Origin of the sequence: Streptomyces sp. NPDC006430 (genome assembly GCF_040612395.1) — a bacterium.
GTDB lineage: Bacteria > Actinomycetota > Actinomycetes > Streptomycetales > Streptomycetaceae > Streptomyces.
This window is the reverse complement of record NZ_JBEXQA010000004.1, coordinates 220,980-236,614: the sequence shown is the minus strand read 5'-3', so window position 1 is coordinate 236,614 and position 15,635 is coordinate 220,980. Positions and strand designations below refer to the sequence as shown.

The window sequence follows — 15,635 nt, the reverse complement described above, 5'->3', positions numbered from 1 at the left end:
ACGTGCCCGCCCCTCCGGGGAGCGGGCCGCCTTTTGACCTCTCAGATACCCCCCTGGGTATCCGAGTCATCGCTTATGGAGGTTTCCGTGTTCTTCGCCCAGTACTACCTCGACTGTCTCTCGCAGGCGTCGTACATGATCGCCGACGAGACCACCGGCAAGGCGGTGGTCGTCGACCCCCGCCGGGACGTGTCGGAGTACCTGGCGGACGCCGCGGCTCGCGGCTTCACGGTGGTCGGCGTCATCAACACCCACTTCCACGCGGACTTCGTCGCCGGACACCTCGAGATAGCGGCCGAGACCGGCGCCTGGATCGGCTACGGCCGCCGGGCCGAGACGGAGTACCCGATCCGCAAGCTCGCCGACGGCGAGACGATCAGCCTCGGCGACGTCACCCTGGAGATCATGGAGACCCCCGGGCACACCCCGGAGTCGATCAGCGTGCTGGTCCACGAGCACGGCCAGGACAGAGTCCCGTACGGCGTGCTCACCGGCGACGCGCTCTTCATCGGCGACGTGGGCCGCCCCGACCTGCTCGCCTCCATCGGTGTCACCGCCGACGAACTCGGCGCCATGCTCTACGACAGCGTCCAGAACAAGCTGATGGGCCTGCCGGACGAGGTGCGGGTCTTCCCCGCGCACGGCGCCGGATCCGCCTGCGGCAAGAACCTCTCGACGGAGAAGCAGTCCACCATCGGCGAGCAGCGGGCCACCAACTACGCCTGCGCGCCCATGTCGCAGGAGGACTTCGTGGCGATCGTGACCGCCGGTCAGTCCGCTGCTCCCGGCTACTTCGTCTACGACGCGATCCTGAACCGCAGTGAGCGCCCGTTGTTCGATCCGGCCGCCGCACCGAGGCCGCTGAGCGTCGAGGACTTCACCGGCCTCCGCGCTTCCGGTGCTGTGGTCGTCGACGCCCGTGACCCGCAGGAGTTCGCCGCCGGTCACCTGCGCGGCTCGGTGAACGTGCCGGCCGACGGCCGCTTCGCCGAGCAGGCCGGCACCGTCCTGTCCACCGACGCCGACCTGCTGGTCGTCGCCCCGCAGAACCGCGAGGAGGAGATCGTCACCCGCCTCGCCAGGATCGGCTTCGACCGCGTGGCCGGCTACCTGCGCTCCCCGGACGACGCCCTGACCGCCCTGGCCGACGAGGTCACCCCGGCCAGCCGCCTCACCGCCGCCCAGGTCCGTGCCGCCCTGGCGGGCTACAACCCGCCGGTCGTCATCGACGTCCGCAACTGCGGCGAGCGCGGCGAACACGGCTTCATCGACGGCGCCCTCCACATCGCACTCGGCGAGCTGCCCCGCCGCCTCGACGAGATCCCGCGCGACCGGCCCCTGGTCCTGCACTGCGCGGGCGGCCACCGCTCCTCGATCGCCGCGAGCCTGCTGCGCCACCACGGCTTCAGCGACGTCTCGGACATCCTCGGCGGCTACGCGGCCTGGGCGCTGCTGAACACCCCCGCGACCGTCTGACCGGCTGCCGCCACCACGGACCGGCCCTTCCCGGCCGCGACGAACCGCCGGCGCCCCTGCGGCGAGGCCCTCTGCCCTGACGGGCCCTCCTCGCCCGGGCGCCGGCCCCCGACCCTGACCTCAGATATACCCCGCCCCGTATTCGCGTACGGAATCTCACCATGACGGAGCTTTCATGACGACCGACGCCTCCCGTATCGCCGGCCTCACCCCCACCGCCCTTCAGCAGCTGATCGGCAGCGGGCGCGGGCCCCGCGTGCTGGACGTGCGGACCCCGGGCGAATTCCGGACCGCGCACATCCCCGGTTCCTACAACGTCCCGCTGGACACCCTGCGCGAGCACCGCGCCGAACTCCTGACCCACCTCGACGAGGACGTCGTCCTCGTCTGTCGTTCCGGTGCCCGCGCCGCCCAGGCCGAGCAGGCCCTCGCCGAGGCCGGCCTGCCGAACCTGCGCGTCCTGGACGGCGGCATGATGGCCTGGGAGGCCGCCGGCGCTCCCGTCAACCGGGGCGAGGCGCGCTGGGACCTGGAGCGCCAGGTCCGCCTGATCGCCGGATCGATCGTGCTCGTCACCGGCGTCGTGGGTGTGTTCGTGCCCGGAGCGCACCTGATCGGCACCGCGGTCGGCGCCGGGCTGACGTTCGCCGCGCTCAGCAACACCTGTGCCATGGGCATGATGCTGGCCAAGCTGCCCTACAACCGCGGCCCGCGCACCGACATCCGCACCGTCGTCGCCTCCCTGCGGGACCGCTCGTGATCACGCTCGTCCTGGTGGCGTCCGTCCTGATCGGCGTCAGTCTGGGCATCCTGGGTGGCGGCGGTTCCATCCTGACCGTGCCGATCCTGGTCTACCTGGCCGGGCAGGACACCAAGGAGGCCATCGCCACCTCGCTGTTCGTCGTCGGTGTCACCAGCCTGGTCGGGCTCGTCCCGCACGCCCGCGCCGGCCGGGTCCGCTGGCGCACTGGCCTGATCTTCGGCTCGGTCAGCATGGTCGGCGCCTACGGCGGCGGACGCCTCGCCGAGTACATCCCCGGCACAGCCCTGCTCATCGCGTTCGCCCTGATGATGCTCGCCACCGCCGCCGCCATGCTCCGCCAGTCCCGCAAGGCGAAGCCGGCCAAGCCCGCACACACGGAACTGCCCGTCAAGCACGTGATCGTCGAGGGCCTCGTCGTCGGCGCGGTCACCGGCCTGGTCGGATCCGGAGGCGGATTCCTCGTCGTCCCCGCCCTCGCCCTGCTCGGCGGACTGCCAATGAGCGTCGCCGTCGGCACCTCGCTCCTGGTCATCGCCATGAAGTCCTTCTCCGGACTCGCCGGCCACCTCGACGGAGTCCAGATCGACTGGAACCTGGCCCTGGCCGTCACCGCCGCGGCCGTCGTCGGCAGCCTCATCGGCAGCCGCTTCGCCGGACGCATCCCCCAGGACACCCTCCGCAGGGCGTTCGGCTGGTTCGTCGTCGTCATGGGCGTCTTCGTCCTCAGCCAGCAACTGCCCCACGCGATCTGGGCCAGCCCGCTCACCTGGACCGGCATCGGCCTCGCGGCAGCGACAGCCGTGACCCGGGGCGCAGTGCGGGCGCGCCGCCCACGGCCCGCCATGGACGCGCCCCAGGTAGGCTCCCGGGAATCGGCCGCACACCCCTAGCGTTATACCCGCAGGGGTATTCTTGAGCCGATGGTCGGTGAGAAGGAGGAACCCGGTGAAGGTGGAAGAAGAGGCGGCGACCGCGGTCCTCAACCGGCTGCGGCGCGCTCAAGGGCAGCTGGCGGGCGTTATCGCCATGATTGAGGCTGGCCGCGACTGCAAGGACGTCGTCACGCAGCTCGCCGCCGTCTCCCGCGCCCTCGACCGGGCCGGATTCAAGATCGTCGCGAGCGGGATGCGCCAGTGCCTCGCCGAGAGCGAGGAAGGCGCACCCCTCATGACCGAGCAGGAACTGGAGAAGCTCTTCCTCACGCTCGCGTGACACACGACGGCGGCCGGCGGACATCCGCCGGCCGCCGTCGTCACGCCGCTGGCAGACGCGTGCGCGAGTCAGGGCAATATCTGCGGCACACGGGCAGCCCAGCTCACCCCGCTGCTACACCTGCACCAGGCGCGACGCGCACGCGGTGCCGCGGCCCCACCATGCGGTGTCGCGGGCGGCGAAGGTGGCGTTCACCAGCCTGGTGACGGTGGCCCGCAGGTTGTCGACGGTGATGAAGTTCCGGCGCACGTGTCGCAGCGCTGCCTCGCTCTCGCCGTGCTCGCCGGTCGCCACGATCGCCCGGATGCCCATGTTCGTGCCCGGAGCGAAGAGGGCCAGCAGCAGGCGCCGCTGGAGGACGTCACGCTCGATACGCCCGTACGCGGCCACCGAGGAGAACTCCTCGGTGAAACCGGTCAGGAAGTCGGCGTTCTTCAGCACATCCAGGAGGTCCAGGACGCCCCAGCGGCTCCAGCTTCGGAACGTTGATCCACGGCTCGACCTTGCGGGGAGTGACCTTCACCCCGCCCGCCAAGCCGTCCGCAAGCGCCGCGACAGCGCCGAGACGAGCCCCGATTCGCCCTCGTCCGGGGCCGCTAGGAGGGCGGACGCCGAATGCGTCACTGCGAGGCGTGCGCGATCCCGCCCAGTCGCAGCGCGGCTCGCCATCGGCGGCGATGACGCTCCCGCGTGTCTTTAGTTCTTCAGGAACGCGAGACGCGGGTCCGTCAGGTTCGGGGCGATCTCGATGACCTCGGCCGTCACGACGTCGTGGAGCACAAACGGGTCCTCGGCGACTCGCGCTTGGAGGTCTTCCAGTGTGATTCCCGTGGCGAGCACCGCGCCGCCCTGCCCCGGCTGGATGCTCCCGACCAGCAGGAAGATTCCGTCTTCCACGCCCTGGCGAATCCAATTCTGGTGCCCCGCCATGTGCTCGGCGGCTGCGGCCTTGTTGGCAGAGAAGCGAAGCAGGGTGACGTACACGAAAGTCTCCTCACAGATGGACATGCGAATGAAGTAGGGAAGCAGAGGGAATGGGAGTGGCTCAGCGTGCGCCGTCCGCAGCTGTGTGAGACGGCAGTCGCTCGGTCAGCCACGTGTTGATTCGGTAGGCCTCGCGGCTCACGAAGTCGCTGTCGTGGAACGCGTTCGACAGCGTGGCAACCCCTTGGCTGAACGCCAGGACGTGCATCGCAAGGTCATCGGCCTGCGTGTCGGCCCCGAGTTCCTCGAACTGCTCGCACAGCCACGCACGGAACAGCTCGAAGACGCCCACGGCGTGCGCACGGGCGGGGTGGTCGAGCTTGGCAAGCTCGTTCGTCAGCGTCCCGACCGGGCAGCCGTATCTCTCGATGTCGCCGCGGTTCGTGATGACGATCTCAATGAACCGCCGCACGCGGACAAGGGGGTCAGCCGAGTCGCCCGCCCACTCGGCGAGCATCTGCCGAGTGCTCGCCAACCGGGCTTCGATCACCGCTTGGAGGATCTCGTCCTTGGTCTTGAAGTGGTAGTAGAAGTTGCCCCGGGAGATCCCCACTGCCTCTGCGATCGCCGCGAACGACGTCGCCTCGAAGCCCTGCTGGTAGAACAGGCGGTTCGCCGCATCGACGATCTGCTCGCGAGTACCCAAGTACGACACCTCACACCTGACGACCGACGCTAGGACGACCGTCCTAGGTGATGGTAGGCAGGCTAGGGCGCCCGTCCTAACCTGGCAAGGCGGACTGCGTCACAGCGCTCCGTCCCGCGACGCCACTCGCATGATCACCGGCGCCATGCCTGCGCTGTTCCCCTGCCATCGGCTGCTCGATGCGGCTGTGGCATGGGCCCGTGCGGTACGGCCAAGGCGCAGCGTCGGGTGGAAGGCCCCTGCGGATTGAGGTGCGTTGGGCCGGATGGCGAGGGGTTCCAACCGCACAGGGGGGAACCCAGGCAGGGCATCCTGTGAGCGTGCAGATTCCTGAGCAGGTTCAACTTCCAGATGTGGCAGGTCGGATGGTGGTCTGCGGTGACGACGGCCTTGCCCGCCGGTTGGCTGCCGAGCTCCGCGACGTGTACCAGGAGCGGGTGACGCTCGTGGTTCCGGCCGCTCGTGAGCCGCAGTCTGTGGTGGGGCGTCAACGGGTACGTTCTTTGGGGCTGTTCGGGCGGGCGTCGGGCAGGCCGGCGGGGGAGCGGCTGTCGGCGCGGGAGCTGCGGGTGCTGGAGGCGACGGAGCCGGACGAGGAGGTGCTGGCCGCCGCGGGGGTGGCCGGGGCCGCCGCGCTGGCGCTGGTGTACGAGGACGACGACGCGAACGTACGGGGCGCACTGGTGGCGCGCCGGCTCAATCCCAGGCTCCGGCTGGTGATCCGGCTCTACAACCGCAAGCTCGGCCAGCACCTGGAGGAGCTCCTCGACCAGGCGGCGATCGTCGCCGAACCGGGCATCGACCTGCGCGAGTTGGATTCCTCCACGACCGTGCTGTCGGACTCGGACACGGCAGCCCCCGCGCTCGCGGCCAGCGCGGTCGCCGGGACCAGCAAGGTGGTGCAGGCGGACGGGCTGCTGCTGCGCGCGGTGGAGCGTACGCCTCCGGGACGGGGTGAGGTGGCTGATCCGGGGCTGTGCACGCTGGCGTTGCTCTCGGCCACGGCCGGGGATCCGGCCGGCAGTGAGGGGGCCGAGCTCAGCGGTGAGCGAGGGCCGCAGCTACTGCCCGATGACCGTGCGGTGGCGGCCGCGGCAGGGCGGGGCACGGTGGCCCTGGAGGCGGTCAGCCACGCGGGGCCGGCGCGGGCGGCGTCGCGGCTGAGCGCGGCGTCGCTGCCGGTGGCCTCCCTGTTCTCGCGGCGGCTTCGCTGGTCGTTGGCCGGCGTCGTGGCGGCCGTGGCCGCGCTCGCGGTGGCGTCCTGGCTGACGACGGGCGATCACCCGCTGCACGCCGCGTACATCACCCTGCTCGACGTCTTCGCGATCAACGACCCGGCGGTGGACGCCTCGACGCAGCAGCAGGTGCTGCAGATCCTGGCCGGGTTCATGGGCCTGCTCCTGCTCCCGGTCCTGGTGGCGGCCGCGTTGGAGGCCCTGGGCGCGTTCCGCACCGCCACGGCCTTGCGCAGGCCCCCGCGTGGGCTGTCCGGGCACGTGGTGCTCCTGGGGCTTGGCAAGATCGGTACGCGGGTCCTGGCGCGGCTGCGGGAGCTGGAGATCCCGGTGGTGTGCGTGGAATCCGACCCGGAGGCACGGGGCCTTGCGTCGGCCCGCCGCCTGCGCGTGCCCGTGGTCCTTGGCGACGTCACCGAGGAAGGGGTACTGGAGGCCGCCCGCGTCCACCGGGCGCACGCGCTGCTCGCCCTGACCAGCTCCGACACCACCAACCTGGAAGCCGCGCTGTACGCCCGCGCTGTCACACCGGACCTGCGGGTCGTACTTCGCCTGTACGAGGATGACTTCGCGACCGCCGTCTACCGCACCCTGCGTGCCGCCCACCCGGCTGCTCTCACCCGAAGCCGCAGCGTCACCCACCTCGCCGCCCCCGCCTTCGCCGGGGCCATGATGGGCCGGCAGATCCTCGGAGCCATCCCGGTGGAACGGCGTGTGCTGCTCTTCGCCGCCCTCGAGGTGGCCGGCCACCCGCAGCTGGAGGGCCGCACCATCGCCGAGTCCTTCCGCCCAGGCGCCTGGCGGGTCATCGCTATCGACACCGCCTCTCCGGAGGACCGCCGTCCCGATCTGGCGTCTGCCCTCGGGGAGGGGCCGGCAGGGCGGCCCGGGCTGGTGTGGGAGTTGCATCCCGGCTATGTGCTGAAGGCCGAGGACCGCGTGGTGCTGGCTGCCACCCGCCGGGGGCTGGCCGAACTCCTCGGACGAACCAGCACACTCACCCCGGACCTCTGACGTGCCTTGAGGCGGGTTCCCGTGTGCGGAGGAACGCTACCGCGGCTGACCGGCTCCCGGCTCGGTCTTCAAGGTCCCGATGCGGGCGCTGCCGGTGGCGTGGGCCAGGGCGTGGGAGTGCTGGAAGGCGGTGGCCAGGAGTAGGTGTGCGGCGGCGGGCTCCATGACGGAGTGGCGGGCTCTGTCTTGAAGGGGCCGGCCCGGTTGGCCATGAGGGTCATCATCGTCGCGGTGAAGACCAGGGCGATCACGATGAGGGCCAGCCCGATGGGGTTGTTGGGGTTGTAGTAGTAGCGGTTCGTTCCCCACTTGCTTCGTTTGAAGACGGGTTCGTCGTCATAACGCATGGCTGGACCCCTTGTCGACTGGTCGAGCGGCCGCCACGGATGTACTGCGCCACCTCGTGTGCGAGATCCACCACCGGCCCGGATGCCCTCCCGCTTCCGCAGTCCGGCATCAGGGCGGTGCTGGTCTCCCCCTGACCTGATCCTGCCCGTTCCGTGTGCGGTCGCGCATTGCCGGTGACCGGCAGTTTTTACGTCGTCTTGATTCCGATGACGGCGTGCTGCTCAGCACGTGTGGTGTGAGATCGGGGGCAATATGGCCGAGGCGACAGCGCCAACAGGGCTCGTGGCGGGGTGTGCTGAGATTCTGCTCGACGCCTGCGCCACGGGGCGTCGGCTCACCCGCGACGAGTTGGAGTCCCGGAGGGTTCAGGGGGCGCGGGCAGCGGAGGCGGGGCTGGCGCTGCGTGGCCTCATCCGGGACCATCTGGCGGCGGCGCGGGAGATACATCCGCGGTTGCCGTCCGGGTCGATGGGCCCGCTGCTGGCCGCAGTCGAGCAGGCGGTGGACGCTTCTCCCTGTCTGCTCAGCCGCGGCCTGCCCGTGAGCCGAGCATGGCCAGGCCCGTGATGAGCGCGGCGAGGCCGATGACCAGCACCGGAAATCCGGGGCCCGGCAGTACGTACAGCCAGGCGCCGACCAGCGTTGCAGGTGCACCGGCGATCACGAGGGCGACCGCGATGCGGGGTTCCGTGAGGTTGCGCCGCGCCCATCCAAGGAGTCCGCTTCCCGGCATCACGATCAACTCTTCGCTCGCGAGTTCACGCGGCGGGAGGCCCGTTCCGCGCGCAGGAAGCACATCGCGGCCACCACCACGAATCCGAAGCCCAGACCCGTGCAGGCCATGACGACGCCCGAGGGTGCGTCGACCATGCGGGGGACGGCGTTCAGTGGCATCACGGCATAAAGGCAGAGGAGGGCCCATGCGTAGGGGCGGACGGCCATTCGCCGCTCCCGAAGCCCGCGCGGCGTCCAGCCGTTGAGCACCGCCAACGCCAGGGGGAGCACGAGCAGTGTGCCTACCGCCAGCGCGATGCCGTGGTACAGCGGATTTCCGTTCATGGACACCTCTCTGATGCGTACGCCCACGATAGACCGCCGAAAAATGACGCGTTCATGCCGGAGTCCGGCAATGTACGGCTGTCCGGACTGCCGTCAGAGCCCCGTCAAGACGACGTAAGGGATACGTAAAGTGGCCGGTGGAGTGCCGGGAAGCCTGGTCGGCGATCACGAAACACATCTCTTCTCGAATCGGGGGCTTTTGCCATGGTGCTCGTAGCTGTCTTCGGTGTGGCCCTGCTGATCGCAGTCCTTTTCTCCGGGCTCGCCGCCCGCACCGTGCTCTCGACCTCGCTGCTGTTCCTCGTGGGCGGAGCCCTGGTCAGCGACGGGTTCCTCGGGCTGATCCACATCACCGCCGACAGCCCGATCGTGGCCGTCACCGCCGATCTGGCCCTGTTCGCCGTGCTGTTCACCGACGGCATGCACGTCTCCTTCCCGAAGCTGCGGGAGAACTGGAAGAACCCCGCCCGCGCCCTGGGGCTCGGTATGCCGCTGGCCATGGCCGGCATGGCGCTGATCACCCACTACCTCGTCGGGCTGGACTGGACGACGTCATTCCTGGTCGGCGCGGTGCTGGCACCGACGGACCCGGTGTTCGCCTCGGCCATCGTCGGCCGCAAGGAGGTTCCGGCGAAGCTGCGCCAGCTGCTGAACGTGGAGAGCGGCATCAACGACGGTCTCGCCCTTCCGGTGGTCCTGATCCTCATCGCCGTCGCCGGACCGACCTCCGGCCAGATGCAGGCATCCATCCCGATGATCGGTCTGGAGCTCGGGCTGGGGCTCCTCTTCGGGATCGTCCTCCCGCTGGCCGTCGCGGGTCTGGTGTGGCTGCGACTGCTGGGGGCGGAGCCCAAGCTCCAGCCACTGCTGCCCCTGGCGACCGGCATCATCCTGTACGGGCTGTGCCACCTCACCCACGCCAACCCCTACCTGGCCGCCTTCTCCGCAGGTGCCGTCCTGGCGGCCGTGTCGCCTGAGGCGAAGACGGTCTTCGAGCCGCTCGGCGAAGCGCTGGCCGAGCTGGCGAAGTTCGCCGCCCTGCTCGTCTTCGGCGCCCTGCTCACACCCCAGCTCTTCGGTGACCTGTCACTCGGCGGGTATGTGGCCGTGGTTCTGGCGATCGTCCTGATCCGCCCGGCTTCGCTGCTGCTGTCGCTGCTCGGCACCCGTCTGGAGCGGCGGGAGAAGCTGGTCGCCGCCTGGTTCGGCCCCAAGGGCTTCGCGTCCGTCGTCTACGGCCTGCTGGTCCTCCAGGCCGGCATCCCGCAAGGCCAGGAGGCGTACACCCTCATCGCGATCTGCATCGCCTTCTCGATCATCGCCCACAACAGCACCGACGTACCGATCGCCCGCCTCTTCCACGTCGATGACCTCGCCGGCATCCCCGCCGCCGACGCGCCCAGGGCCTCCCACCCGCCGGTCACCGCTGACCGCGAGACGAGCCGTGCCCAGTCGTAAGACGAGTCGCAGCGAGCGGACACGCGCCGGACGCAGGCGGCGTCTGCACGCCAGGGGGTGCTGGCCTTCCTCGGTGGGCCGGCCGGCATCGCGGTGGCCGCCGCCATATTCGCCCTGCTGCCCGGAACCGTCGTGGACGCAGGGGGAGGGAGAGCGGTGGACCGGCACGAAACGTGCCTCGAGGTCATCTCACTGACGGCTTGGTGGGTCATGGTCACCGGTGCTCATCTGGGCTTTCAGCGCCATCGCGGACCGACCCGCTTCCCTTGCGGCATGCGCGGGCAGCGCCGCTCTCCTGACCGCTCTCGGTGAGATCGGCGACTGGCTGCGAAGGCGCTGGTCCGCAGCCAGGTCGGCAAGGGGACGGCGAGAACCGTGACGGCCAGGCCGGGGCGCCGGGCGTGGTCACTTGCCGGCGCGCGGGGGAGCCTGCGGGGGCTCCCACCGGCACATGCCGCCGGGAGGAGTCCTGAACGGCTCGCTGCTGGCCCTTCCCCGAGCAGGGTTCTGCCGGCCGGCCATCCACGCATGATCGCGACCACGAGTGCGATCGCTGATCGCCTCGGCCATCTGGGCCGAGGTGAGGGTCACTATGTACGTCACGAGCGGACTCTATCGACGCCGCCATGACAGCAAGCGCCCGTCCGGCTGGCCAGGCGCTGGGCGGGCGCGTGGGGCTGAGCCGGGTCCAGTTCGGTGCCGGGACGACTGGGCCAGTACCGTCTGCGGCGAGCGAAGGACTGGTGGAACTGCGTCATCGCAGTACGGCAACGGGTCCGGATGCAGACGGCGCGACCGGCCTTGCGATGACCGGTTGCTTGATCACGTGGGTAAGGTAAGTCTGAGGTGCCCCGGGGGAAGCGAGTCGGCCTAAACCCTCCCAATCTGCGTGACGTGCCGTCAGGCAAGTCAGCATCGGTCCCCCCACATTCCGAAGTGGCTGTCCGATGCGACGCCTGGTCGGCGGCGTCACAACAGCCTGGTGCCCACGAAAGTGCAGGCCAGGAGCCTTCTCGTCAGAGGCAGTTGATTTTCTTTATGATCTCCGATCTGACCCCTACCGGTGTAGAGTGCAGGACGCCCTTGACCTGCAGAAAGCTGGCAGGGAGCCGTCTTCTAGGAGTTCAAAATGCTGCGCACCATGATCAAGTCCAACACATAGGATCTGGACATTTCCGCAGGTCAGCCTTGCGCTGTTGTGGTCCAGGTCAGCAAGTAGTCAGCATCGGTCCCGATCAGGTCCCGCCGTTGCTGACCTCGGAGACGGCAGTGGGGGAAGTCGGCGGCCTCCCGCCCTGCACCGGAGACTTGGCTCCTGCGCCGCTGGTCGCAGCAGGTTCTTCGTGTACGGGTGGCACAGTGGTCACACTCGCGCTGACCTGCGAAAACGATGGTGATTCATGCTGCGGTGGGATGCCGTAGCTCTGTACGGTCGCCCGGTCCGTGAATCGGTCGGCTCCTGTACCCGTTGGTCTGGGAACGAAGCCGTGGGTCGCCGCTCCGCCCGATACGGAGAGTCTGCCCTCGTCGGGATGGAGCGGTATGGACGGGTCGCAGGAGAGAGCGGGGTCCTGGCGGAGGATCGCCTGCTGTATCCAGGCGAGTTTTTCGCCCGGCTCCACGCCCAGTTCGTCGATGAACATCTCCCGGGTGCGGCGGTACATGGCGAGGGCTTCCGCCTGTCTGCCGCCTCGGTAGAGGGCCAGCATGAGTTGTGCGCGCAGACTCTCGCGCAGCGGGTTCTCGCGTACCAGCGGCTCCAGCTGGAGGACGGCCTCTTCGTGGCCCCCCAGGCGCAGGAGTGCGGTGGCGTTGCACTCCCTTGCGACGATGCGCAACTCCTCGAGGCGGCTGATCTCATGGACGAGCGGCTGGTGGTCATCAAGGTCCGCGAGGGCAGGTCCGCGCCACAGCGAGAGCGCGTCGGCCAGGAAGTAGTGCGCCGCTTCGGCGTCGCCGGAGCGGAGGAGGGCCTGACCACGTGCCACAAGACGCTCGAAGGTGACGCTGTCGATCTGATCACCTCGGGCGTGCAGCGAGTATCCGCCCGGCGCGCTGCGCACGATGCGGCCCGCGCTTCCGTCCCGGTCGGGGTCCAGCAGGCAGCGCAGCCGGGAGATATACGTCTGGAGGCAGTTGACTGCGCTGGGTGGCGCCGCGTCCCCCCACACGTACTCGATGAGCCGGGGCACCGGTACCAGCGTGTCGTGACACATGAGGAGCGAGGCCAGGACGGCGCGCTGTCTGCGTCCTCTGATGGGTAACGCGCAGCCCTGATGAACAATCGATACGGGACCGAGCACGCGGAATTCCATGGTCTCCCCCAGACCTGTAGTCATCCCCGTGGTTCCGCGACTGGGCCGGGTGCTCGTACGGCACTCGCGCCTCTACGCGGTAACCCCAGTCGGCATTGTGCAGCACGTGCATCGGAAGGTCGCCATGCAGGCGTGAACTGGCTTGATTCCGTGCCATGGACGCCGGCCCCGGACGTCCCCGGTCCCTGTTCATGCCTGCTGCACGCCGACTGCACGTGCGCTGCACGCGGTCTGCAAGAGCGTCCCGCGAGTATGGCGGCGCGGCATCACGGGACGCGGCCGCGGCTTGCGGGGTTACGGGGGGATGTATGGGGGGATGTATTGGCGCGTTCCTTCCCGCCACAGAGCGGGCCACCAACGACGATGTCCGAACAGCAGCAACAACTGCGTGACCGTCCAGAGAGCATGCATGTGACCGAGATCCGGATCGTACTGGTTGTGGAGGATGTCTTCGCGCGCGGCGGGATCAGCGCCATCCTGAACGGAGAGCCGGCCTTCCGGACCGTCGGCGAGACCGGAAGCCTTCGGGAGGCCGCCACGCTGGCTTCCCGGCTGCAGCCCGACCTCTTCGTGGTCGATTCCCCGGTCATGGCGGCCGACGGCATCGAGATGGTCCGGAGGTTGCGTGGCCGGGGACACACAATGGTGTGTCCGGTGCTTCTACTGGCGGACGGAGGCAGCGCGCTCGGCGCCGAGGCGCTGAGGCTGGGAGCCTGCTCAGTCCTTCGGCGCCGCACCGCGCCCGACGAACTCGTGGCGGCTGTCAGGTTGGTGGCAGCTGGCTATCTGCCCATCGAGGGTGCTCTGGTCGAACGGCTGGCCGAGACCATGACGTCGATCAGTGTGGGGCTCGAAGGTGCCGGATTCGGACATGGGCTGACCAAACGCGAGCGCGAGGTCTTCGAGCTCATGGTTGAGGGCATGTCCAACGCAGAGATCGCCGTGACCCTCAGCGTGGCGAGTTCCACCGTGAAGTCCCATGTCCAGGACATCCTTGGCAAGCTCGGACTGCGCAATCGACTGCAAGCCGTGATCTATGCCTATCGGTCCGCCATATCCGCAGGCTCCGTGGGGGAGCTTCCCCTCTCCCGGCCGGCCGAGCCTCCCGGGCACGGGTGCTTCGCCGGAATCGCCGTCGGTGAATTCGAGGAGCGGTAGTGGCGGGAAGGATGCGATGACCGCGGAATGCCTGCACGATCTGTTCGGGGAGGCGGTGGCCCGGTGGCCCGACACCCCGGCGCTCGTCACAGCCGGGGTCACCCTGACCTATCGCGAGCTGGACGAGCGGGCCAACGGGCTGGCCCACCGCTTGCGCGATCTAGGCGTCGGCCCGGAGAGCCTCGTGGGCCTGTGCCTGCCGCGCGGTCCGGAGGTGGTCGTGGCGATCCTCGGCGTACTCAAGACCGGAGCAGGCTATGTGCCGTTGGATCCCGACCATCCCGCGGAGCGGCTGACGCACTGTTTGCGCAACTCGGCGGCCGAGGTCGTCATCACCGATTCCGCTGTGCGCGACGGACTGCCGCCCATCGACTCACATGTCATCTGCTGCGACCGTGACCCGGACGTTCTGTCCGGCCGGACGCACGCCCCCGAGCGCCGAGGGGACACTGACAACGTCGCGTACGTCATCTTCACCTCGGGATCCACCGGCCGGCCCAAGGGGGTCGCGGTGCCGCACCGGGGCGTGGTCAACCTTGTTCCACAGCTGCGCGACGTCCTCGGGTACGGGCCGGGCGCCCGTGTCCTGCAATGTGTCTCCTTCGGTTTCGACGTTTCCGTCGTCGACGTCTTCTGCGTCCTGTCGGCGGGCGGCACCTTGTATGTCGCGGGTACGGCGGACCTCGCGACGCCGCAGAGTCTCGGCCGCCTGCTGCGGCAGAGCGCCATCACCGCGGTCAGCCTGCCGCCGTCGATGCTCGCACTCGTCCCCGACCAGGCCTACCCCCATTTGCGGACCGTCTTCGTCGCGGGGGAAGCGTGCTCAGTCGACATCACGCGCCGGTTCGCCGGCTTACGGCTGGTGAACGGATACGGGCCGACCGAGGGGTCCGTCATCGCCACCACCTACACCGTGGACCCGCTTGCCGAGCTGGCCGCCGTCCCGATCGGCATGCCGGTACGGGGCTGCCCCGCCTATGTGCTCGACGTGGACGGCAATCTGGCGCCGTGCGCTCCGGGGGAGACCGGGGAGATCCATCTTGCCGGAACTGGCGTCACCCGCGGGTATGTGGGGAGCCCCGGCGCCACGGCAGAGCGGTTCCTCCCCGATCCTTTCTCGCCGGGCGGCCGGATGTACCGCACCGGCGACCTGGGAAGAGTCCTTCCCGACGGCAACCTGGAGTACCTGGGCCGCACCGACCACCAAGTCAAAGTGCGCGGTCTGCGCATAGAGCTGAACGAGATCGAGCGGGCTCTCGAGGTCAGCCCGAACGTGCGGCAGGCGATAGTGACAGTACGTCAAGATATGGTGCACGGCGCTGAGTTGATCGCCTTCTATATTCCGGCAGGGCGGGTCCGTGGGGAGGAACAGGAGCTGTCGGGGCGCTTGCGTGACCATCTCGCGACCACCTTGCCGCGCTACATGATCCCGAACCTGATCGTTCCGCTGACGGAATTCCCGCTGACGCCCAACGGAAAAGTCGACCGCGCCGCACTCGCCGCACTCGAACTCGGCGTACACAGGACGCACGGAGAACGACTGGCACCTCGGACACCGTACGAGCAGGCCGTCGCTGCGGCCTGGCGCGAGGTCCTCGGCGTCGACGTCGTCAGCCTCCACGACGACTTCTTCGAACTGGGCGGCAACTCGCTGCTTGCCACACGGGTGCTGGCGCGTCTGCGAACGGCTCTCGGCGTCGACGCCGAGCTGCGGACCGTACTCGATGCTCGCACCCTGGAGGCGCTGGCGGCATCCCTTACACAGCTGTCGGCCGGGCACGGCACCGCCGCGCCGACGATCCGTCCCCGGCGGGCGAGTACCCGCGCCTCGTCCGGCCCCGGCCAGTAGCCCGACGCACGGTCCGGAACCCCAGAGCGTCCCGCCCGGGGCGGAGGGCGCCGTCTGCTCCGCCGTACGGAGGAGCGGCCGATGGGAATCCCGCCGCCAGGCGGATGGCCGTGGCCGT

At 69.4% G+C, this 15,635-nt stretch carries 15 protein-coding genes and 1 pseudogene; 9 read left to right on the top strand and 7 right to left on the bottom strand.

Annotated features, from left to right (window positions below):
* The first annotated feature begins 87 nt into the window (after positions 1–87).
* The 4 genes from ABZZ20_RS09015 (at position 88) to ABZZ20_RS09000 (ending at position 3,451) form a co-directional block, all read left to right on the top strand.
* Positions 88–1,476 carry an MBL fold metallo-hydrolase gene (locus ABZZ20_RS09015; protein ID WP_356868323.1) on the top strand — a complete coding sequence of 463 codons (1,389 nt, stop codon included), beginning with the start codon at positions 88–90 and terminating at the stop codon, positions 1,474–1,476.
* A 175-nt stretch (positions 1,477–1,651) separates the two neighbouring features.
* On the top strand, positions 1,652–2,236 hold the full coding sequence (locus tag ABZZ20_RS09010) for a rhodanese-like domain-containing protein (RefSeq protein ID WP_356868321.1): 585 nt from the start codon (positions 1,652–1,654) through the stop codon (positions 2,234–2,236).
* Complete coding sequence (locus ABZZ20_RS09005; RefSeq protein WP_356868319.1) at positions 2,233–3,129, top strand: sulfite exporter TauE/SafE family protein; 897 nt, start codon at positions 2,233–2,235, stop codon at positions 3,127–3,129. Before ABZZ20_RS09010 ends, ABZZ20_RS09005 begins: the two co-directional genes overlap by 4 nt.
* Before the next feature lie 55 nt (positions 3,130–3,184).
* On the top strand, positions 3,185–3,451 hold the full coding sequence (locus ABZZ20_RS09000) for a metal-sensitive transcriptional regulator (protein ID WP_356868317.1): 267 nt from the start codon (positions 3,185–3,187) through the stop codon (positions 3,449–3,451).
* A 114-nt stretch (positions 3,452–3,565) separates the two neighbouring features.
* On the opposite strand, the gene ABZZ20_RS08995 is transcribed toward ABZZ20_RS09000, so the two are convergent.
* The 3 genes from ABZZ20_RS08995 to ABZZ20_RS08985 form a co-directional block, all read right to left on the bottom strand.
* Positions 3,566–3,892, bottom strand: a complete 327-nt coding sequence (locus tag ABZZ20_RS08995) for a Tn3 family transposase (protein WP_356868315.1) — start codon at positions 3,890–3,892, stop codon at positions 3,566–3,568.
* A 255-nt stretch (positions 3,893–4,147) separates the two neighbouring features.
* Positions 4,148–4,435, bottom strand: a complete 288-nt coding sequence (locus ABZZ20_RS08990) for a hypothetical protein (RefSeq protein ID WP_356868313.1) — start codon at positions 4,433–4,435, stop codon at positions 4,148–4,150.
* Between the two features lie 61 nt (positions 4,436–4,496).
* Positions 4,497–5,081 carry a TetR/AcrR family transcriptional regulator gene (locus tag ABZZ20_RS08985; protein WP_356868311.1) on the bottom strand — a complete coding sequence of 195 codons (585 nt, stop codon included), beginning with the start codon at positions 5,079–5,081 and terminating at the stop codon, positions 4,497–4,499.
* 365 nt (positions 5,082–5,446) lie between these two features.
* Between ABZZ20_RS08985 and ABZZ20_RS08980 the strand changes: the two genes are divergently transcribed.
* Positions 5,447–7,330 carry an NAD-binding protein gene (locus tag ABZZ20_RS08980; protein ID WP_356868608.1) on the top strand — a complete coding sequence of 628 codons (1,884 nt, stop codon included), beginning with the start codon at positions 5,447–5,449 and terminating at the stop codon, positions 7,328–7,330.
* Between the two features lie 68 nt (positions 7,331–7,398).
* On the opposite strand, the gene ABZZ20_RS08975 is transcribed toward ABZZ20_RS08980, so the two are convergent.
* Complete coding sequence (locus ABZZ20_RS08975; protein ID WP_356868310.1) at positions 7,399–7,677, bottom strand: hypothetical protein; 279 nt, start codon at positions 7,675–7,677, stop codon at positions 7,399–7,401.
* A gap of 253 nt (positions 7,678–7,930) precedes the next feature.
* Here ABZZ20_RS08975 and ABZZ20_RS08970 point away from each other — a divergent pair.
* A pseudogene (locus ABZZ20_RS08970) lies at positions 7,931–8,188 on the top strand (PucR family transcriptional regulator); the annotation flags it as partial.
* A 13-nt stretch (positions 8,189–8,201) separates the two neighbouring features.
* Here the strand turns inward: ABZZ20_RS08970 and ABZZ20_RS08965 are convergent.
* Both ABZZ20_RS08965 and ABZZ20_RS08960 read right to left on the bottom strand, forming a co-directional pair.
* Positions 8,202–8,411 (bottom strand): hypothetical protein, encoded by a 210-nt coding sequence (locus ABZZ20_RS08965; RefSeq protein WP_356868308.1) that lies wholly within the window; start codon positions 8,409–8,411, stop codon positions 8,202–8,204.
* Between the two features lie 5 nt (positions 8,412–8,416).
* Entirely contained in the window at positions 8,417–8,737 is a 321-nt protein-coding gene (locus ABZZ20_RS08960; RefSeq protein ID WP_356868306.1) for a hypothetical protein, read from the bottom strand.
* A 204-nt stretch (positions 8,738–8,941) separates the two neighbouring features.
* Between ABZZ20_RS08960 and ABZZ20_RS08955 the strand changes: the two genes are divergently transcribed.
* Positions 8,942–10,195, top strand: a complete 1,254-nt coding sequence (locus tag ABZZ20_RS08955; RefSeq protein ID WP_356868304.1) for a cation:proton antiporter — start codon at positions 8,942–8,944, stop codon at positions 10,193–10,195.
* 1,235 nt (positions 10,196–11,430) lie between these two features.
* Here the strand turns inward: ABZZ20_RS08955 and ABZZ20_RS08950 are convergent.
* Positions 11,431–12,387, bottom strand: a complete 957-nt coding sequence (locus tag ABZZ20_RS08950) for a BTAD domain-containing putative transcriptional regulator (RefSeq protein ID WP_356868302.1) — start codon at positions 12,385–12,387, stop codon at positions 11,431–11,433.
* 486 nt (positions 12,388–12,873) lie between these two features.
* Here ABZZ20_RS08950 and ABZZ20_RS08945 point away from each other — a divergent pair, with 486 nt between their 5' ends.
* The gene (locus ABZZ20_RS08945) at positions 12,874–13,668 is read left to right on the top strand and encodes a response regulator transcription factor (protein ID WP_356868300.1); all 795 of its coding nucleotides are present in this window, start codon (positions 12,874–12,876) and stop codon (positions 13,666–13,668) included.
* Positions 13,669–13,684: 16 nt separating this feature from the next.
* Positions 13,685–15,517: a non-ribosomal peptide synthetase gene (locus tag ABZZ20_RS08940; RefSeq protein ID WP_356868298.1), complete on the top strand. Its 1,833-nt coding sequence runs from the start codon at positions 13,685–13,687 to the stop codon at positions 15,515–15,517.
* Positions 15,518–15,635: the final 118 nt, after the last annotated feature.

Coding starts and splice junctions, on each gene's coding strand:
- ABZZ20_RS08955 (WP_356868304.1), top strand. CDS start 8,942: ATGGTGCTCGTAGCTGTCTTCGGTGTGGCCCTGCTGATCGCAGTCCTT.
- ABZZ20_RS08980 (WP_356868608.1), top strand. CDS start 5,447: ATGGTGGTCTGCGGTGACGACGGCCTTGCCCGCCGGTTGGCTGCCGAG.
- ABZZ20_RS08945 (WP_356868300.1), top strand. CDS start 12,874: ATGTCCGAACAGCAGCAACAACTGCGTGACCGTCCAGAGAGCATGCAT.
- ABZZ20_RS08965 (WP_356868308.1), bottom strand. CDS start 8,411: ATGCCGGGAAGCGGACTCCTTGGATGGGCGCGGCGCAACCTCACGGAA.
- ABZZ20_RS08975 (WP_356868310.1), bottom strand. CDS start 7,677: ATGCGTTATGACGACGAACCCGTCTTCAAACGAAGCAAGTGGGGAACG.
- ABZZ20_RS08940 (WP_356868298.1), top strand. CDS start 13,685: ATGACCGCGGAATGCCTGCACGATCTGTTCGGGGAGGCGGTGGCCCGG.
- ABZZ20_RS09010 (WP_356868321.1), top strand. CDS start 1,652: ATGACGACCGACGCCTCCCGTATCGCCGGCCTCACCCCCACCGCCCTT.
- ABZZ20_RS08960 (WP_356868306.1), bottom strand. CDS start 8,737: ATGAACGGAAATCCGCTGTACCACGGCATCGCGCTGGCGGTAGGCACA.